The sequence below is a fragment of the Pseudidiomarina aestuarii genome, assembly GCF_048263735.1.
Taxonomy (GTDB): Bacteria; Pseudomonadota; Gammaproteobacteria; order Enterobacterales; family Alteromonadaceae; genus Pseudidiomarina; species Pseudidiomarina aestuarii_B.
The window spans coordinates 338,944-364,115 of record NZ_JBLXDX010000002.1; the positions used below are offsets into that span (position 1 = coordinate 338,944).

Below are 25,172 nucleotides of genomic sequence, written 5' to 3' on the forward strand. Positions count from 1 at the left end.
ATCGGGTCTGTTCTGAGATTTACTTCACGAGGCCAATTTCGCGGAGGCGCTCAAGTAAAAAATCATGCGAGCCAATGGCTTCAAAGCGCTTCGGGTTTTCGTCGCTAATGCAGCTATCCAACGGATCAATCATAAAATCCGGATTGAAGTGCAAGAAGAACGGAATTGAATAACGCGATTTACTATTGAATGGCGCCGGCGGATTTACCACACGATGCGTCGTTGATGGCAAAACACCATTGGTCAACCGTTGCAGCATGTCGCCAACGTTACAAATAATCGCACCTTCAATAATGGTCACTGGAATCCATGAACCATCTTTTGCTAAGACTTCCAAGCCAGGCTCACGTGAACCGATCAATAAGGTCAGTACGTTGATGTCTTCATGTGCACCAGCGCGAACCGAAGGCGTGCCTTCATCAATAATCGGCGGATAGTGCAGCGGACGCAAAATAGAGTTGCCCAATTGCACTTTGTCACGGAAATATTCGCGCGGCTGCTTCAGATATACCGCCAATGCGTCTAAGACCTGCATTCCCAAGTCATCCAGAGCTTCGTACAAGCGCAGGATCTTGGTTTTGAATTCTGGCATTTCTTTGGGCCAGACATTCGGCGTTAACTGCGGATACGGCGGCTCGCCTTCCACTTCACGCCCCACATGCCAAAACTCTTTCAAGTCGACATGCTTCGCGTCTTTGGCAATCTCGGTGCCAAACGGCGTGTAGCCGCGCGCACCGCCGCCACCAGGAATGTGGTATTGCTTCTTCACGTCCTCTGGCAACGCGAACAGATCGCGGCAAATGTCTAGCGCTTCATCAATCAGTTTTTGGTCTACGCCGTGGTTAGTTAGCGCTACAAAACCATTCTTTTCATAGCCTTCGCCAACCGTCTGCGCAAAGGATTCAAAATTCTTGCCATAGAGGCTCATATCAATATGTGGAATCGACTTCATCGTTAGCTTTTCCAAATGCTCTAAATTAAGTGTATATGCTACGTATTTCGGCGCTTTTGCACAAGCTGAAAGCATCGAATATGCGACAGTTAACACCCCGCCTACAGAGTAAAACTCACGTAAACCCGCTGTTCTCCCGAACTGATTCTCGGCACACTCCAATTCAGGTTTTATCAACGGTTCCACAGACAAGGAGTAATTCATATGAATTTACGTTCTGGAGTAGTCACGGGATTAATCGTGTTAGGTAGCAGCGTTGTCTGCATGAATGCAGCGATGGCGCAGCAAAGCGGTTCGCCGCAAACTGTATCTGCTTATGATTACATTGGCCTGCAGTTAAACGATCACGATCAAGGTGATGATAGCCTCTCAGTGCAAGGAAGTTACACCTTCCAAAACCCCTATTTCGTCAATGGCTACTATCGTAATCTCGATTCCGATGACTTTGGTAGCGATCGCCATTCCTATGGCATCGGCTTGGGTCGCTACTGGTGGCTCAATAACGGCATCGGTAATGGTCTTTGGTTTGACGTACAAGGTCGTTTAGGCCGCATTGATTTTGGCCCAGCGGATACTAATTTCTGGGGTGTCGATGCCAACTTACGTCAGCGTATCGACCAATTCGAGATCTACGGCGGTGTTGGCTATCGTGATTACAGCGATGCTGGCGACGATACGGTATATCAATTTGGACTAGATTATTACCTAAATTCGGACTTCTCAGTCGGTGTAGGCTATGAAGATAGCGAGTTTGGGGATGGTCTGCGACTCAAAGCTAGCTACCATTTTTAAGCCGTAACAAAAGCGTCTAGTGACGTTTTTTAACCAAATCAGGTATGCTGTGGCATCAGTCGCATGGAGCACGGAATCAGGAGTCCACGATGTCACAGCTACCTTCCTTTCTGCATATGTACCGCGAGCTTATCGGCACCCCGTCGGTATCCTGTCTCGATCCGAGCTGGGACACCTCGAATTTAGGTGTCATTGATAAGTTATCGACTTGGTTGCGAGCTCTCGGATTTCAAGTATCCGTGAATGAGTTGGAGCGCCAACGCGGCAAATACAATCTCCTTGCATCCTATATTCCACCGGGAAGTTCTGGCGGTCTACTGTTGGCAGGTCATACAGATACAGTGCCGTGGGATGAAGGTCGTTGGACTCGTGACCCATTCGAACTCACCGAAGCGGACGGCAAACTCTACGGCCTCGGTAGCGCCGACATGAAAGGCTTCTTCGCATTTGTCCTGGAAGCGCTGCGGCATATCGATTTAAAGCAACTAAAGAAACCGCTCTACGTATTGGCAACCGCAGACGAAGAGACCACCATGGCTGGGGCGCGTGAGCTGAATAAATTTGGCCAACTGAAGCCTGACTTCGCCATTATTGGTGAACCGACGCGAATGACACCTGTGGTCATGCATAAAGGCCACCTCACCGAGAGCATTCGCGTGACCGGTAAAAGCGGTCATAGCTCCAATCCGGCAGCTGGCATCAATGCCATTGAAGTGATGCACGACGTGATTACCGAGTTACGCGAATTGCAGACCCATTTTCAAAAGCACTACCACGACGGTCATTTTGCGGTGCCCTACCCAACTCTGAACTTCGGTAACATTCATGGTGGGGATGCCGCCAACCGTATCTGCGCCTGTTGTGAGATGCATATCGACCTGCGCCCATTACCGGGCATGAAGATGAACGAACTCTATGGTCTGATTGATAGCCGCCTGGCGACAGTGAATGCCAAATACCCGGGTGCCGTGTGTCTCGAGCACATGCACGAACCGATTCCGGGCTATGCCTGTGCTGCTGATGCGGCCATCGTATCGTTGGTGCAAGAAATCACTGGCAACGCCGCTGAACCCGCAAATTACTGTACTGAAGCGCCTTTTGTGCAGGACTTAGGCTGCGAAACCATTGTGATGGGTCCCGGCTCTATTGCACAAGCGCATCAGCCGGACGAGTTTATCCGGCTCGACGACATTGCACCGGCACAAGCGCAACTGCGCACTATTGTGCAGCAGGTTTGCGGCTAGCCAACGCTCGTGTGACGGGCGCAAAGCTCTGCCGATGAATCCCACAAGGGCCATATTCCACTAACGCCGCGAGATGCTGCGGCGTTGGATAACCCTTGTGTTTAGCGAAGTCATATTCCGGATGCTGGGCATGCCAAGCAAGCATCTGCCGATCACGTTCAACCTTCGCTAGAATCGACGCCGCACCAATACAAGCTTCAATGCCGTCACCACCCACTATGGCTTGAGCCGGAACTTTTAGTTTCGGCAACTTATTCCCATCAACCAATACCAATGTCGGCGCAATTGGCAACGCTTCCACAGCGCGCTGCATAGCTAATAGTGATGCCTGCAGAATATTAATTGCATCAATCTCGTCGGCATTGCACTGCGCAATCGCCCAATACAGCGCACGTTCCTTGATCAAGGCGCTGAGCGCATTGCGCTTCTTCTCCGACAATTTCTTCGAGTCATTAATGCCCTCAATCGGTTGGTTTGGATCGAGAATCACCGCTGCCGCCACTACCGGCCCGGCAATGGGCCCGCGTCCGGCTTCATCGGTACCACATATCATCTGTTCCATGTGCGCGTATATCCGTGGTTGTGTCTGAACTAGCTTTGTATGATACTTTCGTCGAATAACAAATTCGAACGATAATAAATTAAAACTAACAAGGGAACGTTCTCATGTCCGAAGCTGCAGAAAATACCTTGCTCAACCGCATCCTCGACAAGGTCGAGAAGGTGGGCAACAAACTCCCCGACCCCGCGGTCATGTTTTTCGGTCTACTCATTATTGTGTGGGCTTTCAGTTGGGCATTATCTGGCGTCAGTTTTGATGCCATCCACCCGCTCACAAATGAAAATGTTGGTGTGAAGAATCTGCTCAGTGGTACTGAAATGGCAGACTTCCTCGCCAACATGGTCAACACCTTCATGGGCTTCGCGCCACTGGGCGTCGTGTTAGTCGCTATGCTCGGTGTCGGTGTTGCGGAGCGCAGTGGCTTTATCAACGTCGCCATTAAACTCATGTTGAACGTGACGCCAAAAGTCTTACTGACTCCAGTTCTTATTCTGATTGCGATTGTATCGCACACGGCGGTCGATGCGGGTTACGTTCTTGTCATCCCACTCGGTGGCGTCATCTTCTATGCAGCCGGTCGTCATCCGCTCGCTGGTATCGCGGCGGCATTCGCTGGGGTATCGGGTGGTTTTAGTGCCAACTTTGTCCCGTCGGCTATCGACCCACTATTACAGGGCTTTACCCAGTCAGCGGCGCAAATTTTGGATCCCGCTGTTCAATTGAATCCGCTGAATAACTATTTCTTTACTGCGGCCTCGTCACTGATTGTCATGTTTGTTGGCTGGTACCTCACCGACAAAATTATTGAGCCACGCTTAAATAAAAACGCGAAGATTGACGGTGACAAAGATGAAATGCCGAAGTTGGAAGAAGTTTCTCCACGTGACCGCAAAGCGTTTTACGCCGGTGTGCTGACCATGGTTGTTGGTTTGGTCGCGCTGTACTTTGCTGCGTCTGCGGAAAATACTCCATTAGCTGATGCCAGTGGTGAACTCGCTTCATTCACCGCGCCGCTCATGCAAATGATTGTGCCGCTGATTTTCTTACTGTTCATCATTCCGGGTATCGTGCACGGTTACCTCGCGGGTACCTTTACGAACTCACAAGACGTCGTCGGTGCTATGACGAAGTCGATGGAAGGCATGGCTTACTATATGGTCATGGCGTTCTTTTGTGCGCTCTTTATTAAGGCGTTCGGTGACTCTGGCTTAGGCACCCTGCTCTCGATTAAAGGCGCTCAGTTCTTGAGTTCACTGGCCTTATCAGGCGGTGTCACTATGGTGGGTATCATCGTTTTGGTGGCCTTCATTAACCTATTTATCGGCTCGGCGTCAGCGAAATGGGCACTCATTTCTCCTATCTTCGTGCCGATGCTGATGCAACTCGGTTATTCACCAGACCTCACCCAAGCGGCCTACCGCGTCGGTGACTCCATCAGTAACATCATCACCCCATTGCTGCCTTACTTCCCACTAGTGGTGCTGTATTGTCAGCGTTATGTGAAAGGCACAGGTATTGGTTCTCTAGTAGCCATGATGTTGCCGTTCACGGTATCACTGATGGTCATCTGGTCTGCATTCTTGATCATCTACTGGAGCCTAGGTATTCCGCTCGGTATTCAGTCTAGCTATGGCTATCCAGCAGGCTAATGCCCATGACCTACTACCAGGGTAAAACCGTTTGGTTGACCGGTGCCTCTTCAGGCATCGGTCTCGCCATGGCCAAGCAACTTGCCGATGCCGGTGCGCATCTGATTCTGACGTCACGTCGTGCGGATGCCCTCGAAGCCGTTCGCCAAGACTTAGCGCACCCCGAACGACATCGCGTATTAGCATTAGACTTGAGCCAACCTGAGCAGGCAGCAACAACTGCTGCCGCTGAATTAGGTGACCAAGTGATCGATATCCTTATCAACAATGCAGGTGTTTCGCAACGCTCGTTGATTTTGGATACCGATATGAAGGTGTATCGGCAACTGATGGAAATTGACTACTTCGGGGTCATTGCATTGACCAAGCTGGTGTTACCGCGGATGTTAGAGCGCCAGAGCGGTCATATCGTCACGGTCTCATCGGTGGCAGGTAAAGTCGGTACGAAACTGCGTAGCGGCTATAACGGTGCGAAATTCGGTGTGATTGGCTTTATGGACTCACTGCGTGCTGAGACTTATGGTAAAGGCGTGACCGTTACGTCCATTTTGCCCGGTTTTATCAACACCCAAGTTGCTCATAACTCCCTAACGGGCGACGGCTCGGCATTAGGTCACGAAGACCCTGACAATGCCGGTGGCATTTCCGCTGAAAGCTGTGCCGCTCAATCGCTGCAAGCCATTGCTAAAGGCAAAGCTGAAGTAGTCATCGGCTCAGGCTTGTCCAAGCTAGCGCCGTTCTTGCAGCGCTTCTTCCCCGGCCTAGTCCGCAACCTAGTAGCCAAACGCTAAAAAAAAGGGCCTTCCGGCCCTTTTTTCTCTGTTCACTATTCCCTGTTCACCATTCACTAGATCATATGTACTAGCATCGAAGTCGGATCCTCGAGGAATTCCTGCCAACGCTTATTGAAGCGAGCAATAGTGCCACCATCAATAATGCGATGATCACCCGACCAACTCGCGGTCATCATTTGCCGTGCAACTACGTTGCCGTTAGCATCGAAGCGCGGTAATGCCTGCACTTTGCCTAAGGCCACAATAGCTGCTTCAGGTTTATTGATGATCGGAGTCGCAACCGTGCCACCAATAACGCCAATATTCGAGATGGTAATAGTGCCACCTTTCATATCGTCTTGCGCCACGCGACCTTCACGTGCTGCTTGCGTTAAGCGAGTCACCTCATTGGCGACATCAATAATGCTCTTGTTCTGCACTTGTTTGATGTTCGGAACCAGCAGACCAATTTTCGTATCGACCGCCATACCAATGTTGTGATCATCAAAATAGGTGATCTCGGTGCAATCGTCGTTCACTTGCGCATTCATTAATGGGAATTCTTTCAGCGCCAATGACAATGCTTTGATAAAGAAAGGCATCATGGTGATACGAATGCCCTGATCGGCATAACGCTCTTTCAATTGCTTCTGCAATGCTAATACAGCGGTGAGGTCAAATTCATCGGCATACGTAAAGTGCGGAATGGTGCTGACCGAGTTCATCATCGCTTTCGCCATGGCTGCTTTCACGCCACGAATCGCTTCGGTACGTTTGCCACCCGCCGCTGGTGCAGTAGTGGTTGAAGAAGCAGCCTGCGGAGCTGGTGCTGGCGCTGCGCCACCATCAGCATAGGCCTCCACATCTTCTTTCATGACGCGGCCTTTCGCGCCCGAACCTTTGACTTTGCTGAGGTCAACTTCCAACTCACGGGCACGACGACGCACTGCAGGGCTAGCAATCGCCTTGCCACTACTGACGCTAGGTCCCGGTTGTTCTGCGCGTTCAGCAGCTGGTTCAGAAGCCTTCGCTTGTGGTTGAGATGAAGGTTGAGTTGTAGGCTGCGAAGCCGCTTGTGACGAGTCGCCAGAAGTACTCTCTGAGCGGACCGCAAACAAGGGTTCATGTACCTTCGCGATATCACCTTTTTGGTAATACAGCTTCTCGACCACACCTGCCGCTTTCGCTGGAATTTGGACCAGTGCTTTGTCCGTCATGACATCTACAACCGGCTGGTCTTCCTCAATAGTGTCGCCTTCCTGAACTTGCCATTCGACAATTTCACACTCGACAATACCTTCACCGATATCCGGTAGAATAAAGTCTTCAACGGCACTGGATGAAGCTGGAGCAGGCGCCGGAGCTGGAGCCGGGGCGCTTGCTGCTGGTGCGCTGTCTGCACCAGTGATAGCAAACAATGGCTCATGCACCTTCGCAATATCGCCTTTTTCGTAATAGAGCTTTGCCACCACACCATCTTCTTTGGCGGGAATTTGCACGAGCGCTTTGTCGGTCATTACGTCAACAACCGGCTGATCTTCTTTAATGGTGTCGCCTTCTGCGACCAGCCATTCCACAATTTCGCACTCGACGATACCTTCGCCAATGTCCGGTAAGATAAAATCTTTACTCATGATCAACGGCCTCTTAGTAATTCATCGACGCGTGTACCGCTTCGTACACTTTCAAGTGGTCAACAAAGTATTCTTTTTCGTGACACAGCGGATACGGCGTATCGAGACCGCACACACGCATAATGGGCGACTCTAAGTACAAGAAGCATTCTTGCTGGATGGTCGCAGCCACTTCACTCGCAAAGCCGTTAGTTAATGGCGCTTCTTGCGTCACTACTAAACGACCTGTTTTAAAGACTGACTTAGCAACCGTTTCGACGTCCCATGGCAAAATGCTGACGAGGTCGATGACTTCACATGAAATACCGGCCTCTGCTGCTTTATCGGCAGCCTTTTCAGCCATTTCAACCTGCGCACCCCAAGCCACGATAGTGACGTCAGAGCCTTCACGAACCACATCGGCTTTGCCGAGTTCAAGCGTGTACTCTTCTTCGGGTACTTCACCCACAGATGCACGATATAGGCGCTTCGGCTCCATAAAGAGCACTGGGTTCGGATCGAAAATCGAGCTCAACAACAAGCCTTTCGCCATGTACGGGTTACGTGGCATGACAATCTTTAAGCCTGGCGTATGCGCGAAGTAAGCTTCTGGTGATTGTGAGTGGTAATGACCACCAGCAATACCGCCGCCGTATGGCGTCCGGATGGTTAATCCACCGACATCAAATTCGTTGCCTGAACGGTAGCGGAACTTGGCTGACTCATTCACGATTTGGTCAAACGCTGGGAAAATGTAGTCACCGAACTGAATTTCAGCTACTGCATAACTGCCCTGCGACGCCAAGCCGTTCGCGAAACCAAGAATACCCTGCTCAACCAGCGGGGTATTGAAGTTGCGATGCTTACCAAACTTCTCAGTCAGACCAGAAGTAGCACGGAACACGCCACCAAATGAGCCGGTGTCTTCGCCAAAGCTGTACACCTTGTCGCTTTTCGTCATCGCGATTTCAAGGGCGTTATTGATGGCCTGGAGTAAATTCATCTTCGCCATTATTCGTCACCTCCATTCACACGCGACGCTGTTTTCGGATACGCATCCGGATACTTACGAATATGCGCTTTCAGCTCTTCGAGTTGTTGTTTGAGGTGCTTCGGAGGCGTGTCATACACGTCTTCAATCAATTCATCGATATGCGGTGCTGGAACCTTCTCAGCTTCTTTCAACGCCGCCAATACTGCAGCTTTTTTCTCATCGTAATTGGCTTGCGCATCATCTTCACTGATCCAACCTTTCGCCAGCAACCATTTCTGGAAGCGTGCGACCGGATCTTTCGCGCGCCATGAGTCTTCCTCCTCACGCGTACGATAGCCCGTTGGGTCATCGGATGTAGAGTGGCCGGCCATACGATACGACATGCCTTCAATCAACACAGGCTCATTCTCTTCAACGGCCAACTTACGTGCCAATTGTGTTGCGTGATATACCGCGAAAATATCGTTCCCATCTACGCGGATCGTTTTCATGCCGTACGCTACACCACGAGGTGCAATACCGTCACCAGCATACTGCTCGCCTTGTGACGGCGTAGAAATGGCATAACCGTTGTTACGGCAGAAGAAAATAACTGGAACTTTGTACACCGCAGCCATGTTCAGAGCCGCGTGGAAATCGCCCTCTGATGCTGCGCCTTCGCCGAAGTAGCAAATCGTACAAGTACCCGACTTATCCATTTTTTGACCGTAGGCGTAACCTGTGGCCTGCGGGATCTGCGTTGCCAGTGGCGAGGCAATAGTCATAAAGTTGAGGTCTTTGCAGCCATAATGCACTGGCATTTGACGACCTTTACCCAAGTCGCGCTCATTGGAGAACAACTGGTCCATGAACTGTTCAACGGTAAATCCGCGAAACGCCAAAGCACCCTGCTCACGGTATTGGCCCATGATCATGTCATCGGCTTGCAGTGCTGCAGCAGAACCGATGCTTGCCGCCTCTTCACCTAACGATGACAGATAGAAACTGATGCGGCCTTGACGCTGGGCAGCAATCATCCGCTCATCAAGAATGCGAATAAACTGCATGGTATCGAAAACCTTCAAAGCTAGGTCTTTGTCCATGTCGGGTGCTTTCACACCTTTGTGCAAGGTGCCGTCCTCTTTGAGGATTTGCAGCATCGGAATTTTCAGTGCCGAGGCATCTAAAAACGCCGGCTTGGTCACTATTTCCAACTGGTGCTTAGTATCTTTCGCCATAACTTTCTCGTTGTAACAAAAATTGCGCTCACTTTACCTTTACGTCAACTGACATGCAAACGGCGCAATCGCGAATTTCACGTGGCTGGTCGTAAAATCTACGCAACAGCCACAGCTCAGACCAGATCAAGCTCAGCGACCGGTAATTCGGTCACAGTTAACAATGCTCTCTGGCCAATTGCCACATTGGCATTGGGGAAAATAATACGTTCTTGTGCTTGCTCGACGTGGTACTCCGTGGTGCCGTCAACAGCAAGTAGCTCGCCTTGCGAAAACGGAGTGAAGTTCGCGACGTCATCAGGGAAGTTCAAACGGAATTCGGTCTGTGTACGATCAATCGTGCGGCACACATCAAAAATATGATGTCGACTCACGTCAAATTCGGGTAATTCAAGTGTCTCGGTGCTAATGAGCTGGCGGAACATGTGATCCGCGGCGGCAAATCGACTCATATCATTCTGGCCAAATGGACGCACTTTGCCGAGCTCAACGGTAAACGCATCCGCACCAAACTGATGGCTACTGAAGTAGCTAAACGTTGTGGTTGGCGCTTGATTCAATAGAATCGTGGAGACCCCACATTCAGCCAGAAATGTGAGCTGCTCGCGTTTGTAAGGTTGACCATGACGAAACGGATACACCGCAAATTTCTCATAGGCAGAATCACGAATAGCCGTATGCAAGTCATAATGATAGCGCTGCCGTTGCCCGGCCGGAGCACTCGTGTAAAAGCGCTCAACATAACGCTCTAACTTGGCTGCATGTTGGTGTTCCAGCGTGTCACCGGTTGCATGCGCGCCGCTAAACAGACGATTCATGTTCACTTCGACAAACCGCTTGCCAGCTACAATGGACCACGGGTTAGCGATCATAAACAGCACGCGCTGGCGAATCTCCAAAGTGCCATCGAGAACGGCATGAATCATATCGCGCACCAACTCAATCGGCGCCGTCTCATCACCGTGCACGGCGCACGATAAAATCACATCTTTCGAACTGCCCTGCTCAGGTTCAATGGCAATCACACCCGTGTCATACACGGTGATTTGCGGGTGCTCAGGGAAGTCGGGGTAGCTGTCACCGCGGGCAGCGGCAATAGTCCATTCTAAAACATCGAAAGTACGACTCACTGCGAATCTCCAGTTTCGGTTTTTTGATTGGTTATCGGGCCAGGTTGCAGGCCTTTCGTCGCCAACAACGCCCGTAGAATGGTGGAACGATATTCACGACGATACAGCACAATTACGACTACTGCGGTCGCCGCGAGAAATAAATAGGGATGCAAAAACCAAGTCAGCAACGCCAACGCAAAGTAATACGCGCGTAGCCCGTTATTGTATTCATGGCCCGCTTGATCGAGAACCTTGGCTGCTTGCCGAGCGAATTGATCGCGGTCCTCGTCGGTGAATTCGGTCGAGCGATACTGAGGTGCTGCGCCCATCAATACCGATACGAAGCCAAATTGACGTATAGCCCAAGTAAACTTGAAGAACGCGAACACAAAAATGAGCGCCAATACCGCTAGCTTTAATTGCACTTTTTCGGGTGACGATGGCGCCGTAAAGGGAATGGACGCCAGTACTTCAACCACTTTGTCGGCAGAGGCCAATAACGTCAGTACACCGGCTAACACCAGTATGGTCGATGAGGCGAAGAAAGTGACGGTCCGTTCAACGTTGCCGAGCAAAGCAGCATCCGCAATTTGATGATCTTTACGCGTTAACGTAGTCATCCAATCGACCCGTAACTGACGCAAAATATTTGATAACGAATGGGTGGTGCGAGCACGGTAGCGAGCGAACTGCGTGTAGCTGTACCAAAGCACAACAAAGATGCTTAAAGCAATAATATCCAAAGGCGCCAAGTTCATAGTGCTGTCTTCCTATGCAATAGCTTGCTCGGCAAAGAAAAAGGGCTGAGACGAATCGCCTAAGCCCTTTTCGCTGACCGATTCATTGTACGGTCAATAGTTTAACAAATTGTGACAGCTTATGATTCAGTTTTTGGTGCTGGTGGCTTCGCTAAACCATACCAAGACAACATCGTCCGTAACCCACGTTTGGTGTCATCCAAAATCAGATATAAGCACGGTATCAGCAATAACGTAATGACTGTTGCAAATAAGATACCGAATGCTAACGAAATCGCCATTGGAATCACAATTTTAGCTTGTAACGACGTTTCCATCACAATTGGAACTAAGCCAAAGAATGTGGTTAGTGACGTCAACAAAATGGCACGAAAACGCACTGCACCAGCTTCGGCGACTGCCTTACGAAGAGGAGTACCTTCAGCACGTGCTTTGTTGACGTAATCGACCATAACCAGAGAATCGTTAACTACTACACCCGCAAGAGCGATAATACCAAAGAGCGATAAAATCGAAATTGGCATGCCAAGAATCCAGTGACCAATCACCGCACCGATCATGCCGAATGGAATCACGGACATGATGATAAAAGGCTGGCTGTAAGATTTTAAAGGCACCGCCATTAACGCATAGATCGCAAAGCACGCCAGTAAGAATCCAATCGCCAATGAGCTGGTTGCTTCGGCTTCATCCTGCGAGGCACCCTCAAGCTTAAAGCCTACAGTCGGATACTTATCGATGATCTGTTGAATCACATTGGCTCGAACCTGCCGCACAATTTCAAAGGGTTCAACAGTATCCTTATCCACCCGTGCTCGTACGGTGACAGATCGCTCACGATTGATCCGGTTGATAGTGGCATAACCTTCAGCAAATCGGATGGTCGCTAACTCTGTAAATGGAATTAAAGAACCGTCACTACCGCGCACCTTCATGCTTTCTAAGTTGCCAATAGACTGACGCTCTAATTCGGGATAGCGTACCATCACGCGAACTTCTTCATCATTCCGCTGAATTCGTTGTGCCTCAGCACCGTAGAATGCATAGCGTACCTGTGTTGCCAACTCCGATAGAGTGATGCCCATTGCTGTAGCCAGCGGCTTCAGCTCGAGAATAATTTCATCATTCCCTTCGCCAAAGGTATCTTCAATATCAAAGACGCCTGCGTACTCAGCCATTCGTTCTTTCAATTCTTTGGCAGCACCTGATAATTCATTCAGGTCATCACCGGTCAACTGAAACTCGACGTCAAAGCCGCCACCACCGCCGATACTGCCCTCAAAGTTCAGGTTCTTCACACCCGCAATTTCAGGCGTTTCCATGCGCCATTCATTGACGATTGCGAAGCCGTCGATTTCACGATCTTCACCTTTCTTCAATTCAACCAACAGCTGACCGCCGCTGGTTCCATTGAGGAACATGGTCGCGTGACTGACCACACCTTCGCCTTCTTCTTCACGAATCTCGTCATTCACACGATACAGTGCATTTTCCAATTCCTGCAGCGCTCGAATCGTAGCTTCTTCCGAAGAGCCTGGCTGCATTTCCAAATTAGAACGCACGAAGTCACTCGGAATATTTGGGAAGAATACCCAGCGCACGACACCACCGCTGATAAGGCCAATGGTCAATATGAATAACGCTAAGAAAGTAGCGAGTGTGGTATAGCGGTAGTGTAAACACTTCTTCAAAAATGGTGAGTAGTACTTCACTACAAATACTTTCAAGCTGTCGGAAATCTTATTGCGACCTCGCTGAAAAGCATTCAGTTTCTCGCCACCGCCTTTCGAATATTTCATTGCAGCAATGTGCGCGGGCAAAATTAGCTTTGATTCGACCAGAGAAAACGCTAATGCAATAATGACAACCCAGGCTATCGACTCCCAAATGCCACCCATACCGCCTTCAACCATCAGCATAGGTACAAATGCAACCATGGTAGTCAAAACCCCAAAGGTTGCTGGAATAGCTACGCGTTTCGCTCCGCGAACTACATTGTCTGTGGTCTGCCCATGCTTTTCGATCTCGGTATAAGCAGACTCCCCTATCACAATGGCATCGTCGACCACTATCCCTAATACCAAAATGAATCCAAATAGGGATATCATGTTGATCGAGATATCGACCATCGGCAACGGCATCATGGCGATAGTTCCGAGGAAACAGATTGGAATACCAATCATGACCCAGAAGGCAAGCCGTAGTTGCAAGAACAAGGACAGCATAATAAACACTAGAATGCCGCCAAAAATGAGGTTATCAATCATCAAATCGAGGCGACCTTGGAGGTAGTAAGAACTATCGCCCCAATGCGCTAACTTAATTTCAGGCGGTAACTCCTTTTGCTTGCGTTCTACATAACTTTTGACCGCAGCAGCTGTCGCTAGATCATTTTGATCACCGACCGAGTCGACCCGAACAAAGGTTGCATTATCACCATCAAACTTAGTGAAACGACGGTTTTCCACAAACCCATCTTTAACGGTAGCAATATCTGCAAGTGTCAGGCGTGTTCCATCAGGATTGTTGATTAAAACAATTTTCTCGAACTCACCACCCACATAAGCTTGGTTGTTCGCTCGCAACAAAATATCGCCATTTGGCGTTCGAATGGAGCCACCCGCAACATCAATAGACGTTCCACGCACAGCCTGAACGATCTGGCCAAACGTCAAACCATAACGCTGAAGGTCTGCCTCAGCAATCTCAATAGAAATCTCATAGTTGCGGGCTCCAACGACCTCAACTTTGGTGATGCCACCTATCTGCTTCAAATCATCGCGAATCGACTTCGCTAGCTCTTTCTGCATAAATTCATCGGCAGCGCCATAAACAGATAACCAAATAACCTGTCGTTGTGGCCGGATCCGATAAATATTCGGCGATTCAATTTGTTCCGGTAACGCAGGAATTCCATCGATGAGCATCTTCACCTCATCCATGACCACTTGCACGTCATAGCTGGGTTCAACCTCAATGGTGAGAGTTCCCAGCCCTTCACGCGCAGTCGAACTCAGTCTTTCGATACCATCGACATCCTCAATCGCATCTTCCATTCGGACAATAACACCCTGCTCAACTTCTTGCGGCGCAGCTCCGGGGAATGGCACTTGGACACTGATAATGTTGAGTTCAATTTCCGGGAACATTTGCTTGCGGACTTGGCCGATGGCCAAAATACCCGAGACAATAATAATTGCCATGAGTAGATTGGCGGCAACACGGTTGTTCGCCCACCAAGCAATAAACCCAGTTTCTTGGGGTTGCTGATTATTCACCATTGTCCGCGTCCTTCTCGTCTTCAGCAGCTATTTCAGTAGCTGCATTCGGATTGGTCGGTTGTTCGAGTTGTTTAGGTACGGGATCTCCCGGCAAACGGACTTTCATACTCGGCAATGCGTTCGCTAGTTGAGTTAATACAATTTTGTCACCACGATTCAATCCACCATTGATATAGAGCATGTTGTCATCGGCGCGCAAAATATTCACGTCACGACTCTGTAAACGGCGTTCTTCATCAACAATCCATAACTTGCCCGTCGTGGTCAACGCGTATCGCGGTACCTCGAATACACCATTGGCTTCCGAGCCTTCAATACTCAGTTGCGCAAAGCGGCCAAAGCGCAGCGGCGTTGGGTGAGTCTGACCATTCTGGTTGTAAGGGTCGTCAATTTCGACCACGCCATAAATAACACGGCTGCTGCTATCGAGAATACCTTCGCTGCGGACCATGCGGCCCAACCAACGCTGTCTCTCGCCAGCAATCGATGAATGCACTTCAACCAGCGGGTATTCGCTCGCTGGCGTGTTGCCGTCAGGCAAATTAAGGTAAGCCAAGTCACGGTCGCTTAACGGAACTCGAATTTCTGCGACCTCAGTACCCATTAACGTACCGACTTGCGAATTCATAGATACGTACTGACCCAGGTCGACGCTTTTATCTTGCAGTAAGCCATCAAAAGGCGCTTTGATTTCAGTGCGCTCCAAGTCCCGTTGAGCACGTGAGACACCGGCTTCAGCAGATTGGACGTTGGCCACAGCAGCAGCCACTTGCGGTTCCCGAATACCTAAGGCCGGAATTTCGCCCATTTGCAGCGATTCCCACTCTTCGCGGGCCACTTGTGCTCGAGCGCTTTCTTCAGCTAAGGAAGCTTTGGCTTGTGCGAGTTGTGCTTGGGCACTTTGCAATGCGACTTGATAGTCGGCTGGGTCAATTTTCAGCAACACTTCACCACGCTCAAAAAAGCCGCCATTGACGAACTTATCTGACAGTTCAACCACACGACCGCTCACTTGTGCTACGAGGTTAGTGGTTCGTTTTGGCATCACGTTCCCTTGCCCGTCAACGGTAAAGTTCACATCCGTTGGGGTCGCATCCAGCACTTCGACCAGAACAGCAGGCCGTTCCATCGAGCGCATCGGCGGTTGCGGTCGCATCATCGAGAGACCGACAACGACAACAATTGCAAAGGCAATAATGAGAGGAGGTAAAAAGACACGTTTTCTTAGAGCCATCGGGTGAATCATCCACTGTCGAGATTTATTAGCACTATTATGCGGGTTAAACCCATAGAAAGTTAGCGGGAATATGTTGCAGACTGTTAGTTTGGATCAGTCAGTTGTAACGAAGCATTACAATCAACCGTTTAAAAGGTAGCTTTCCGCTGCTTCTATCGCCCTCGGACCACCCGATAACAGCAGTACATCGTCCTTTTCCAGCGTGAAGTCACCATCAACCTCTTTGATGTCGTGTTCCCCACGTCGTACCGACCGAATCATACAATTAATGTCTTGTAGTCCGAGGTCACGCAACGAGCGACCCGCCGCATAAGCATTTTCTGGAATCTGCACCGCGTGCAAAAACTGCAGCTTATCAATCCGCTCCGGATCCATATTAGTGCTCTCGCCCGGATAAAACCCATGTAGCTCGCCATAATGCGAGCGACGCGCGTGGTCCAACCGCGACAGAATTCGACGAATCGGCACTCCGGTCCGACTCAGAATTTGTGATACCAGCATTAAACTGGCTTCGAGGGTGTCCGGCACCACTTGGGTTGCGCCTGCTTCCATCATTGCTTTGAGCTTGGAGTCATCACGGCTACGCACAATTACTTCAGCATGGTCATTTAAGCTGCGAATGGCTCGAAGCGCGTCCAGCGCGCGTTCGTCTTCCGCGAAGCTGATAATAATGAGCTCAACTTCTTCCGCATGCACAGCCTTTAGAATGTCTCGGCGGCCGGCGTCGCCAAAAAATACCTTGGCACCGCCCGCAAGAGCCTCTTGCACACGCCGAGTATCGTGATCTATCGCCAAATGCTCAATACCCTCTTGCTCAAGAAAACGGCTCACCGTCTGACCAACACGACCAAACCCTAGAATAAGGACTTTTGTGTGTTCATCCTTCGGTGCTAACAAGTCTTGGTCGTTCGCATTCGAACTTGCGGCGCCCACGAGTTTGAGAACCGTCTTCACAATAGGGCTACAACGCTGAATCACCAGCGGTGTTAATGCCATACCGAGCACCCCGATACCGACCAAGATACTGGCAATAGCATTTGGTAGTAATGCATAAGTGAGCGCCAACGTGACGAGGACAAACCCGAACTCTCCCATTTGGAAGAGCATCAATCCTGCGCCCCAGGAATCTTCTGAGCGCTCACCCATGCGCACAGCAAGCCAACGGACCACGAGTGCTTTTATAGTGCCTACAACCAGCACGCCAAGCACAATCCAATGCAGGTTTTCGATAAATACCGTCAAATCGAGCTGCATCCCGACGGTAATGAAGAATAAGCCCATTAAAATATCGCGAAACGGTCGAATATCGGCTTCCAACTGATGTTTGTACTTACTTTCGCCCAACATCATACCCGCTAAGAATGCACCCAACGCCATCGATAATCCGAATAAATGAGTCAGGCCACCAGCTACCAGCGCCACCAATAACGTCGCCAAGACGAACAATTCATCGGTCCTGAGACGCGCAATTTCTTTGAAAATATGCGGCAGAACCCACTTACCGATGGCCATCAACACCACCACGACACCGGCACCTTTACCCATAGCAATGGCTAAATTGAGCCAAATGGATGACTCACCCGCCGTGGCTGCAAGCAGTGGAATCACGATCAGAAATGGAACTACGGCGATGTCTTGAAACAGCAATGTCGCTACGGTAATTTGCCCGCGCTTGGAAGTGAGTTGAGCCGATTCGCCAAGCTGCTTGATCACCACCGCTGTGGATGACAGCGCCAAGACACCACCAATCACAAAAGCTGCGGCCCAATCATTGGTGAACAAAAATGCGAGACCAGCAAACAATACGGTACAAATGACCACCTGCCCTAATCCCAAGCCGAATACCAATCGGCGCATCGCGATCATTTTTGGCAATGAGAACTCGAGCCCTAGTGAGAACAGTAGCAACACCACGCCCAGTTCAGCAACGAAGTGATATTCATCAGGATCTTGAATCCACCCAGTCACATCCGGTCCGGCGATGATACCAGCAGTTAAATACGCCAATATCGCCGGCAACTTTACGCGGCGAAATCCCCATACCAAGACTACTGCTATGGCAAGTAAGAGCAGGACATCCGTAAAACCACTGTTCATGTTCGCTCTCCCTGTAAACTCAAGCCGATAATAATCAAGAGTAGTCCAATCACTGTGGTGTAGTGAATGGTTTCGCCCAAAATAAAGTAAATCAAAGCCAAACTGATGAACGGGCTAAGAAAAACTAGTGAACTAATTCGCCCTGCATTCTCTGCGCTTCGCATCGCAGTCAGCCACACCAGAAAGGTGATACCCATTTCAAAGAGACCCACATAGACGCCTCCGAGCCAGCCTTCTAGCGGCAAATCAAGATAGCCCTGCCAGGGATCATTAACCCACATCCATTGCGTAATGAGTAACCAACCCGAACCGAATGCAAAACACCAAAACAATGCGGGTATTGGCTTATCCTGATTGTGTATATTACTCAGCCAGTAGCCGGCCCAGAGCAACGTGCTTCCCAACGCGAGGCCAATACCCACCCAATTGGTTTGTTGAAAGTCCCAGCGGCCGCCAGTGGCAATAAAGATAACGCCGACATAGGCAATGAGCATCGCCAACAGCGCCCGGCGCGATAGCTTTTGCTTCAGTATAGGAACCGCCAGTAACGCCATGGTAATGGCCCAACTGTAGTTGATAGCTTGTGCTTGCTGCGCCGGTAAAGCGTTGTAGGCCGAGAAAAGCACTAAATAGTAGGCGAAAGGGTTAATAAAACCCTGAAAAATGTAGAATCGATAGCGTTTTCCACCAATCTGGAGTGCCTCCTGCCACCGTCCCTGCCAGCTAATAATGACCGCGAAAGTCGCGACGCTAACGAGTGCGGCAATGGTCAATAACTGAATCGGCGTTAAATAGTCCAGTGCCAACTTGAAGGCTGTAGCGACAGTTGACCACAGTAATACCGCGCTTAACGCATACTTCACCGCACGAGCTTGATTCGGCGCGACTTTAGTAACTTGGTCGGTCGGTGGTATTGCTGCGGTAGCGACCGCTAAATCGACGTCGTTATTCGGTTCCGTCATGATGGTTCATGCTGCAATTGTAAGAGTCGATTCTTGCGCGGCTGATTGTGCCGCGAAATAGTATAGCGATCCCAACGAACCAGCGGTTGCCGATCGTTTTCACTGTGCAACATCTGTTCACGAATTTGTTCCAATACCGCATAGGACGGCGGCGTTGCATTCGACCGCTCAATCCACATACGTAAGAGTGCGCGCTGCAATGCTGGTTGCTGTTGCTCTAGCCAACCACACTGCAAGCGTCCAGATTCATCAAGTACAGCCTCCAGTTGGTCGGTTAGCAGGTTCTCCAACAAGGCCTGTTGCTCCGCACAGAGTGCCGCGCTGCGCAGCACTGCGTCGCCAAAGCCAGGCCAACGCGCTTCGAGATGCGGAACAATGTCATGCCGCAAGAAATTCCGATCAATCTGCGTATCGTAATTGGTGTTGTCTTCCACCCAATGCAACTGGTGATGCACCGCATACGCGTAGATTTCAGCTTTCGAGACCGTCAGCAGTGGGCGCAGCCACCAGCAACCAGCATGTTCACTACTAAGCGCCATCGCTGCTAGTCCTTTCGGGCCTGAGCCGCGCTTTAACTGCAATAGAAAGGTTTCAATTTGATCATTCCGATGCTGACCCAACAACATCACAATTTGCCGACCGTCAGCTTGCTCGTGTGCGAGTTCAACTAAACGCTGATACCGAGCGTCGCGTCCTGCCGCTTCTTTACTCACGCGGCTGCCTTGCGCAACGGCTAAGACTTCACTATGAAATGGGAAGTGACGACGCTGACAATCTGCCTTTAAACTGGCTGCCCAAGCGCCAGAATCTGGATGGAATTCGTGGTCTAAATGAATGGCTAAAAATTGCTGGGAAGGATGCTCTGCACGATAACGATCGAGCAAATCTAGCAACGTTTGTGAGTCGGCACCGCCGCCCAAGCAGGCAATGAATAAACGCGATGACGCGGGTGGTAGCTCAGCAAGGACTTGGCAAAAATTCGGATAAAGGTCACGAAAAGGGGGCAAACTCGCTGTTGCCCCCTGTTTCAATTCATCTTGCTGACGCATCGCTGTTTAGCCGCTCAACATTAGCAGTAGCCGAATGACATCAATTTCTGATAGCGCTGCTCAAGTAACGCCGCGCGATCCAATTTGCCTAGTTCTGCTAAATCGGTTAACAAACGTGCTTTCAAACGCTGCGCAATTTCTTCGTGATCACGATGTGCGCCGCCGAGTGGCTCCTCAACAATCTTGTCGATTAAGCCAAGCTCCAGTGAGCGTTGCGCTGTAACACCCATCGCCTCTGCGGCAAGTGGTGCTTTTTCAGCACTCTTCCACAAAATAGATGCACAGCCTTCCGGTGAAATCACCGAGTACGTTGAATACTGCAGCATATTCACTCGGTTGCCGACACCAATCGCCAGCGCGCCACCTGAACCACCTTCACCAATAACGGTACAGATAACCGGCACTTGCAGGCGTGACATCACCTTGAGGTTGCGAGCAATGGCTTCCGATTGTCCGCGCTCCTCAGCACCGATACCTGGGTAAGCACCTGGGGTGTCAATGAAAGTGATGATGGGCAGTTGAAACCGCTCCGCCATTTCCATTAAACGCAAAGCTTTGCGATAGCCCTCAGGCTTCGGCATCCCAAAGTTCCGCAAAAGTTTTTCTTTGGTTTCGCGGCCCTTTTGGTGTCCGATAATCATGACGGGTTGGCCGTCAATGCGAGCGGTACCACCGACAATGGCCCGATCATCCGCGAACGCGCGGTCACCGGCAAACTCATCAAAATCAGTGAAGATATGCTTGATGTAGTCCAAGGTATATGGACGCATTGGATGCCGCGCTAATTGCGCGACCTGCCATGCTCCAAGGTCACCGAAAATTTTCTCAATGAGCTGCTCACGCTTGCCTTGCAGCTTGCCGATCTCTTCTTCCAAGGAGATATCGAAATCACCTTTCGCGCCGACGGCTTTGAGTTCTTCAATTTGCGCCTGCAACTCTGCGATGGGTTGTTCAAAATCTAAAAATTTGAGACTCATTTAAAATTCCAAAGCTACATGATTCTTGCCAAGTTGGACTTCCAACTCGTGGATTAATTCATCAGTCGGCGTGACATACCAATCGGTACCCGCCGCAAAATTTGCTTCTAGATCATCACGAACATAGCATAAATGCAGGGGTGTTGTCCCTTGCTTGTATGGTTCGATGAGCTCTGCTAACCGTTTGAGCCCATGCCCTTCTAGCTGATCGGTGCGAACTTTTAAGCGCAATCCGCGCGCATAAAATTCCCGCGCCGCGATCACCGTCATGACCTCTCGAGCTGACATTGTATTGCCACCTGAGTAATCATCAAAGCTGACCTCTCCTTTTACCCACAAAATTTGGTCTTTTTCGAGCAAATGTTGGTAGTTTTCGTAAGTTTGCGCGAAGAAGCGCACATCGAGACGCCCCGTTTTATCGTCAAGCGTGACAATGGCCCAGCGTTGCCCCTTTTTATTTACTAGGGTGCGCACATCAATCACTAAGCCAGCAACCGTAGTCATTTGATCGCGACCAGTAGGCTGCACGTCACAGAGATCGCCCGCCACATAATGGCGCAGTTCTTGCCGATAGCGATTCACCGGGTGACCGGTGAGATACAAGCCCAATGTTTCCCGCTCGCCTTCTAACCAATGCGCTTCCGGCCATCGCGGGACTTGAACAAATTCTTGCTCGGGAGTTGCGGTATCAGTTGGCGTCAGAATACCGAACATATCACTCTGCCCAATTTCTTCTGCGCGTGCCTGTTGTTCAGCTTGCTTCATCGCTTTTTCAAGCGTTGCGATGAGCGCTGCGCGATGCGGACCTAATGAATCCATCGCACCGGCACGCACCAGCTTTTCCACCACACGTCGATTTAATCGCTTCAAATCAACACGATTGCAGAAGTCGAACAAATCTTTGAACGGACCGCCGTCTTGACGCGCTGCCAAAATAGCTTCAATGGGTCCTTCGCCCACCCCTTTGATGGCACCAATGCCATAAACCACATGGCCTTCGCTATCCACTGTGAACTTATAAGCTCCTACGTTCACGTCCGGCGGGAGCAGTTTCAAGCCCATTTGCTCGCATTCATCCACCAAGGTTACGATTTTGTCGGTGTTGTCCATATCTGCACTCATGACCGCAGCCATAAATTCCGCTGGATAATGCGTTTTCATCCAGAGCGTTTGATAGGACACTAAGGCATAAGCTGCCGAGTGCGATTTGTTGAAGCCATAACCCGCAAACTTCTCCACCAAATCGAAGATTTTGATAGCGAGATCAGGGTCGATACCGTTGTCTTTAGCGCCTTCCTCAAATACCGCGCGCTGCTTCGCCATTTCTTCTGGCTTCTTCTTACCCATAGCACGACGTAACAAATCGGCGCCACCGAGCGAATAACCCGCGAGTACCTGAGCAATTTGCATGACCTGCTCTTGGTACAAAATAACGCCGTACGTAGGCTCAAGAATCGGCTTCAGTGAGTCGTGTTGATAATCTTTGTCTGGGTAACTAATGAGCTCTCGGCCATGCTTCCGGTCGATAAAGTTATCGACCATGCCGGACTGTAACGGGCCCGGACGGAACAATGCAACCAAAGCAATGATGTCCTCAAATGAGTCGGGCAGCATTTTCTTAATCAGTTCTTTCATACCGCGTGATTCCAACTGGAACACGGCAGTAGTTTGCCCTTTCTTCAAGAGCTTGAAGCAAGCTGGATCATCCAGTGGAATCTTGTCGATCAAAATCGGCGCTTGTTGACTGCGCTCACGCTTCGCATTCACCATCTCCAGCGCCCACTGAATAATGGTCAGCGTACGTAAACCCAAAAAGTCGAACTTAACGAGTCCTGCTGCTTCCACATCATTTTTGTCAAATTGCGTGACCGGCTGTTTGCCTTCTTCATCACAATACAACGGCGAGAAATCCGTGATCTTAGTCGGAGCTATAACAACGCCACCAGCGTGTTTACCCGCGTTACGCGTGACCCCTTCCAGAATCCGCGCCATATCGATCAGGTCACGAACATCTTCGTCTTGCTCATACATTTCGACCAAACGTGATTCTTGTTCGAATGCTTTTTCGAGAGTCATTCCCGGATCGTTCGGCACTAGTTTCGTTATTTTGTCGACAAAACCGTAAGGATGCCCCAGCACTCGACCAACATCTCGAATGGCAGCCTTCGCCGCCATAGTACCGAATGTGATGATTTGACTGACGGCTTCACGCCCGTACAAGTCAGCCACGTGGTCAATGACCTCATCACGACGATCCATACAGAAGTCGATATCGAAATCGGGCATGGATACCCGTTCAGGATTCAAGAATCGCTCAAAGAGTAAATCCAGCTCCAGCGGATCCAGATCGGTGATTTTGAGTGCATAAGCAACGAGGGAACCGGCGCCCGACCCTCGTCCTGGTCCAACCGGAATACCATGGTCCTTCGACCACTGAATAAACTCCATTACAATTAGGAAGTAACCCGGAAAACCCATGTCGTTGATAACTTTCAACTCGATGTCGAGACGCTCGTCATAAGCGCCGCGTTCAGTTTGGCGAACGGCCTCGTCAGGGAACAATTGCAGCAGTCTCGATTCCAGTCCCTCTTTCGACTTTTTGATCAAAAAGTCACCTGGCGTCATACCGCCAGTCGGGAACTCCGGTAACACATATTCATCCAGCCGAACGGTCACGTTGCAGCGCTTTGCTATCTCAATGGTGTTAGCGAGGGCTTCAGGAATATCAGCAAAAAGCTCAGCCATCTCTTCTGGGGATTTTAAATACTGTTGGTCGCTGTATTTTTTCGGACGGCGTTTATCGTCAAGGGTGTAACCATCTGCTACCGCAACTCGAATTTCATGCGCATAGAAATTATCCGGGCTAAGAAAAACAACCTCATTGGTTGCTACCACCGGCGTATCGGTCTCTGCAGCAAGGGCAACGGCAGCATGCAAGTAGTCGTCTTCTTGCGGCCGACCCGTGCGCACTAACTCGAGATAGAAGCGATCGGCAAAATGTTGCTGATAAAACTCGAGGGCAGCGCGTGCTTCTGGAGTTCTTTGTTGCAGAAGTTTGCGACCAATTTCGCCCTCACGCCCACCACTTAACAAAATGATGCCGTGATTGTGTTCGGCCAACCATTGTTTATCGATACAGGGCTTACCTTGGCGATGGCCTGCCAGATAACCTCGACTAATCAATTGCGTGAGCTGCTGATAGCCTTCGTTGTTCATAGCGAGTGCGGTCAGACGCGTTGCGGGTTCATCCAAATCATCTGCATCAACGACCCATAAGTCGCAGCCCACAATCGGCTTCAACCCCAACTTGTGGGTCATCCGGTAGAAACGGACCAGCCCGCACATGTTCATTTGGTCGGTTAATGCGATGGCAGGCATGCCTTTCGCCGCGACTGCTTCACACAGTGGCCCGACTTTGGGCAGACCATCGATCATGGAAAAGTCACTGTGCGCGCGCAAGTGAATAAACTGAGGTGAAGTAGGCATGGATTCAGCTGGTGCTGGTGCGTCAGTCATGTGGCTCAATGCAAGGCTAAACGTAAATGTATTCTTGTATTGTGCCGCATGCCTGCGCTTGTGTCATCCGTAGAATGCGTTCTCTTAGAATGAACCGATAAAGGCTTCAATACCCTCTTCATTCAATGCGTCGAGAGCTTCTTGCAGAGCCGCTTGATCGGACTCAAAGTGGTCTTCCCACAGGGTTGAATTGTTGTCTTGATCGACTATTTCTAAAATCCAACCGTGCTCATCCGATTTATAGATATCAATTTGGACGGTTTGATCATTTTGAGTGTAGGTTTGCGTGAGTGGACTTTGTTCAAAGTCGCTGTCAGCAGGGTTTGCGGTGGTCATAGTGGGCTCCAATCATTAAGAATGACCGCTATGATAGTGCTGTGTCGCCCA

General features: G+C 50.1%; 19 protein-coding genes. 4 read left to right on the forward strand and 15 right to left on the reverse strand.

Translation table 11 applies throughout. The annotated features are described in order from the left end of the window. Positions 1 to 19 precede the first annotated feature (19 nt). Positions 20 to 952 (reverse strand): isopenicillin N synthase family dioxygenase, encoded by a 933-nt coding sequence (locus ACN0S4_RS06260; RefSeq protein ID WP_417656853.1) that lies wholly within the window; start codon positions 950 to 952, stop codon positions 20 to 22. Between the two features lie 204 nt (positions 953 to 1,156). On the opposite strand from ACN0S4_RS06260, the gene ACN0S4_RS06265 reads away from it, so the two are divergent. Then, positions 1,157 to 1,744 (forward strand): porin, encoded by a 588-nt coding sequence (locus ACN0S4_RS06265; RefSeq protein WP_417656854.1) that lies wholly within the window; start codon positions 1,157 to 1,159, stop codon positions 1,742 to 1,744. Between the two features lie 89 nt (positions 1,745 to 1,833). Next, positions 1,834 to 2,988 carry an acetylornithine deacetylase gene (gene argE, locus ACN0S4_RS06270; protein WP_417656855.1) on the forward strand — a complete coding sequence of 385 codons (1,155 nt, stop codon included), beginning with the start codon at positions 1,834 to 1,836 and terminating at the stop codon, positions 2,986 to 2,988. Here argE and rnhB read toward each other — a convergent pair. Beyond that, positions 2,963 to 3,607: a ribonuclease HII gene (rnhB, locus tag ACN0S4_RS06275; RefSeq protein ID WP_417657000.1), complete on the reverse strand. Its 645-nt coding sequence runs from the start codon at positions 3,605 to 3,607 to the stop codon at positions 2,963 to 2,965. The genes argE and rnhB overlap by 26 nt on opposite strands. 47 nt (positions 3,608 to 3,654) lie before the next feature. Between rnhB and ACN0S4_RS06280 the strand changes: the two genes are divergently transcribed. Continuing rightward, a complete protein-coding gene (locus ACN0S4_RS06280; RefSeq protein WP_417656856.1) occupies positions 3,655 to 5,199 on the forward strand; it encodes an AbgT family transporter in 1,545 nt (514 codons plus the stop codon). Between the two features lie 5 nt (positions 5,200 to 5,204). Further along, positions 5,205 to 5,990, forward strand: a complete 786-nt coding sequence (locus ACN0S4_RS06285) for an SDR family oxidoreductase (RefSeq protein ID WP_417656857.1) — start codon at positions 5,205 to 5,207, stop codon at positions 5,988 to 5,990. Positions 5,991 to 6,046: 56 nt separating this feature from the next. Here the strand turns inward: ACN0S4_RS06285 and ACN0S4_RS06290 are convergent, their stop codons facing one another. The 13 genes from ACN0S4_RS06290 to ACN0S4_RS06350 all read right to left on the reverse strand — a co-directional run bounded on the left by ACN0S4_RS06290 (position 6,047) and on the right by ACN0S4_RS06350 (position 25,121). Next, the gene (locus ACN0S4_RS06290; RefSeq protein WP_417656858.1) at positions 6,047 to 7,606 is read right to left on the reverse strand and encodes a dihydrolipoyllysine-residue acetyltransferase; all 1,560 of its coding nucleotides are present in this window, start codon (positions 7,604 to 7,606) and stop codon (positions 6,047 to 6,049) included. A 13-nt stretch (positions 7,607 to 7,619) separates the two neighbouring features. Next, complete coding sequence (locus ACN0S4_RS06295) at positions 7,620 to 8,597, reverse strand: alpha-ketoacid dehydrogenase subunit beta (protein ID WP_417656859.1); 978 nt, start codon at positions 8,595 to 8,597, stop codon at positions 7,620 to 7,622. After that, positions 8,597 to 9,796, reverse strand: a complete 1,200-nt coding sequence (locus ACN0S4_RS06300; protein WP_417656860.1) for a thiamine pyrophosphate-dependent dehydrogenase E1 component subunit alpha — start codon at positions 9,794 to 9,796, stop codon at positions 8,597 to 8,599. The genes ACN0S4_RS06295 and ACN0S4_RS06300 overlap by 1 nt, the downstream gene beginning before the upstream one ends. A gap of 116 nt (positions 9,797 to 9,912) precedes the next feature. Further along, a complete protein-coding gene (gene astE / locus ACN0S4_RS06305) occupies positions 9,913 to 10,926 on the reverse strand; it encodes a succinylglutamate desuccinylase (protein WP_417656861.1) in 1,014 nt (337 codons plus the stop codon). Further along, positions 10,923 to 11,666: a DUF599 domain-containing protein gene (locus ACN0S4_RS06310; protein WP_417656862.1), complete on the reverse strand. Its 744-nt coding sequence runs from the start codon at positions 11,664 to 11,666 to the stop codon at positions 10,923 to 10,925. Before ACN0S4_RS06310 ends, astE begins: the two co-directional genes overlap by 4 nt. Positions 11,667 to 11,785: 119 nt before the next feature. Then, positions 11,786 to 14,947 (reverse strand): efflux RND transporter permease subunit, encoded by a 3,162-nt coding sequence (locus ACN0S4_RS06315; protein WP_417656863.1) that lies wholly within the window; start codon positions 14,945 to 14,947, stop codon positions 11,786 to 11,788. Further along, complete coding sequence (locus tag ACN0S4_RS06320; RefSeq protein WP_417656864.1) at positions 14,937 to 16,181, reverse strand: efflux RND transporter periplasmic adaptor subunit; 1,245 nt, start codon at positions 16,179 to 16,181, stop codon at positions 14,937 to 14,939. The genes ACN0S4_RS06315 and ACN0S4_RS06320 overlap by 11 nt, the downstream gene beginning before the upstream one ends. 123 nt (positions 16,182 to 16,304) lie before the next feature. After that, positions 16,305 to 18,281 carry a monovalent cation:proton antiporter-2 (CPA2) family protein gene (locus ACN0S4_RS06325; protein WP_417656865.1) on the reverse strand — a complete coding sequence of 659 codons (1,977 nt, stop codon included), beginning with the start codon at positions 18,279 to 18,281 and terminating at the stop codon, positions 16,305 to 16,307. Continuing rightward, positions 18,278 to 19,243, reverse strand: coding sequence for a DMT family transporter (locus ACN0S4_RS06330; RefSeq protein WP_417656866.1), 966 nt, complete (start codon positions 19,241 to 19,243; stop codon positions 18,278 to 18,280). The genes ACN0S4_RS06325 and ACN0S4_RS06330 overlap by 4 nt, the downstream gene beginning before the upstream one ends. Further along, complete coding sequence (gene tilS / locus ACN0S4_RS06335) at positions 19,240 to 20,292, reverse strand: tRNA lysidine(34) synthetase TilS (RefSeq protein WP_417656867.1); 1,053 nt, start codon at positions 20,290 to 20,292, stop codon at positions 19,240 to 19,242. The genes ACN0S4_RS06330 and tilS overlap by 4 nt, the downstream gene beginning before the upstream one ends. A gap of 20 nt (positions 20,293 to 20,312) precedes the next feature. Then, positions 20,313 to 21,269, reverse strand: coding sequence for an acetyl-CoA carboxylase carboxyl transferase subunit alpha (gene accA, locus ACN0S4_RS06340; protein WP_417656868.1), 957 nt, complete (start codon positions 21,267 to 21,269; stop codon positions 20,313 to 20,315). Beyond that, positions 21,270 to 24,785, reverse strand: a complete 3,516-nt coding sequence (gene dnaE / locus ACN0S4_RS06345; RefSeq protein WP_417656869.1) for a DNA polymerase III subunit alpha — start codon at positions 24,783 to 24,785, stop codon at positions 21,270 to 21,272. A gap of 84 nt (positions 24,786 to 24,869) precedes the next feature. After that, on the reverse strand, positions 24,870 to 25,121 hold the full coding sequence (locus ACN0S4_RS06350; RefSeq protein WP_417656870.1) for a hypothetical protein: 252 nt from the start codon (positions 25,119 to 25,121) through the stop codon (positions 24,870 to 24,872). Positions 25,122 to 25,172 lie beyond the last annotated feature (51 nt).

Excerpts from the sequence above, each read along its gene's own strand:
- ACN0S4_RS06280 (WP_417656856.1), top strand. The coding sequence starts at position 3,655 with ATGTCCGAAGCTGCAGAAAATACCTTGCTCAACCGCATCCTCGACAAG.
- ACN0S4_RS06285 (WP_417656857.1), top strand. The coding sequence starts at position 5,205 with ATGACCTACTACCAGGGTAAAACCGTTTGGTTGACCGGTGCCTCTTCA.
- ACN0S4_RS06350 (WP_417656870.1), bottom strand. The coding sequence starts at position 25,121 with ATGACCACCGCAAACCCTGCTGACAGCGACTTTGAACAAAGTCCACTC.
- ACN0S4_RS06265 (WP_417656854.1), top strand. The coding sequence starts at position 1,157 with ATGAATTTACGTTCTGGAGTAGTCACGGGATTAATCGTGTTAGGTAGC.
- ACN0S4_RS06295 (WP_417656859.1), bottom strand. The coding sequence starts at position 8,597 with ATGGCGAAGATGAATTTACTCCAGGCCATCAATAACGCCCTTGAAATC.
- ACN0S4_RS06325 (WP_417656865.1), bottom strand. The coding sequence starts at position 18,281 with ATGAACAGTGGTTTTACGGATGTCCTGCTCTTACTTGCCATAGCAGTA.
- accA (WP_417656868.1), bottom strand. The coding sequence starts at position 21,269 with ATGAGTCTCAAATTTTTAGATTTTGAACAACCCATCGCAGAGTTGCAG.
- argE (WP_417656855.1), top strand. The coding sequence starts at position 1,834 with ATGTCACAGCTACCTTCCTTTCTGCATATGTACCGCGAGCTTATCGGC.
- ACN0S4_RS06290 (WP_417656858.1), bottom strand. The coding sequence starts at position 7,606 with ATGAGTAAAGATTTTATCTTACCGGACATTGGCGAAGGTATCGTCGAG.
- ACN0S4_RS06310 (WP_417656862.1), bottom strand. The coding sequence starts at position 11,666 with ATGAACTTGGCGCCTTTGGATATTATTGCTTTAAGCATCTTTGTTGTG.
- ACN0S4_RS06300 (WP_417656860.1), bottom strand. The coding sequence starts at position 9,796 with ATGGCGAAAGATACTAAGCACCAGTTGGAAATAGTGACCAAGCCGGCG.
- ACN0S4_RS06330 (WP_417656866.1), bottom strand. The coding sequence starts at position 19,243 with ATGACGGAACCGAATAACGACGTCGATTTAGCGGTCGCTACCGCAGCA.
- dnaE (WP_417656869.1), bottom strand. The coding sequence starts at position 24,785 with ATGACTGACGCACCAGCACCAGCTGAATCCATGCCTACTTCACCTCAG.
- tilS (WP_417656867.1), bottom strand. The coding sequence starts at position 20,292 with ATGCGTCAGCAAGATGAATTGAAACAGGGGGCAACAGCGAGTTTGCCC.
- ACN0S4_RS06260 (WP_417656853.1), bottom strand. The coding sequence starts at position 952 with ATGAAGTCGATTCCACATATTGATATGAGCCTCTATGGCAAGAATTTT.
- ACN0S4_RS06315 (WP_417656863.1), bottom strand. The coding sequence starts at position 14,947 with ATGGTGAATAATCAGCAACCCCAAGAAACTGGGTTTATTGCTTGGTGG.
- ACN0S4_RS06320 (WP_417656864.1), bottom strand. The coding sequence starts at position 16,181 with ATGGCTCTAAGAAAACGTGTCTTTTTACCTCCTCTCATTATTGCCTTT.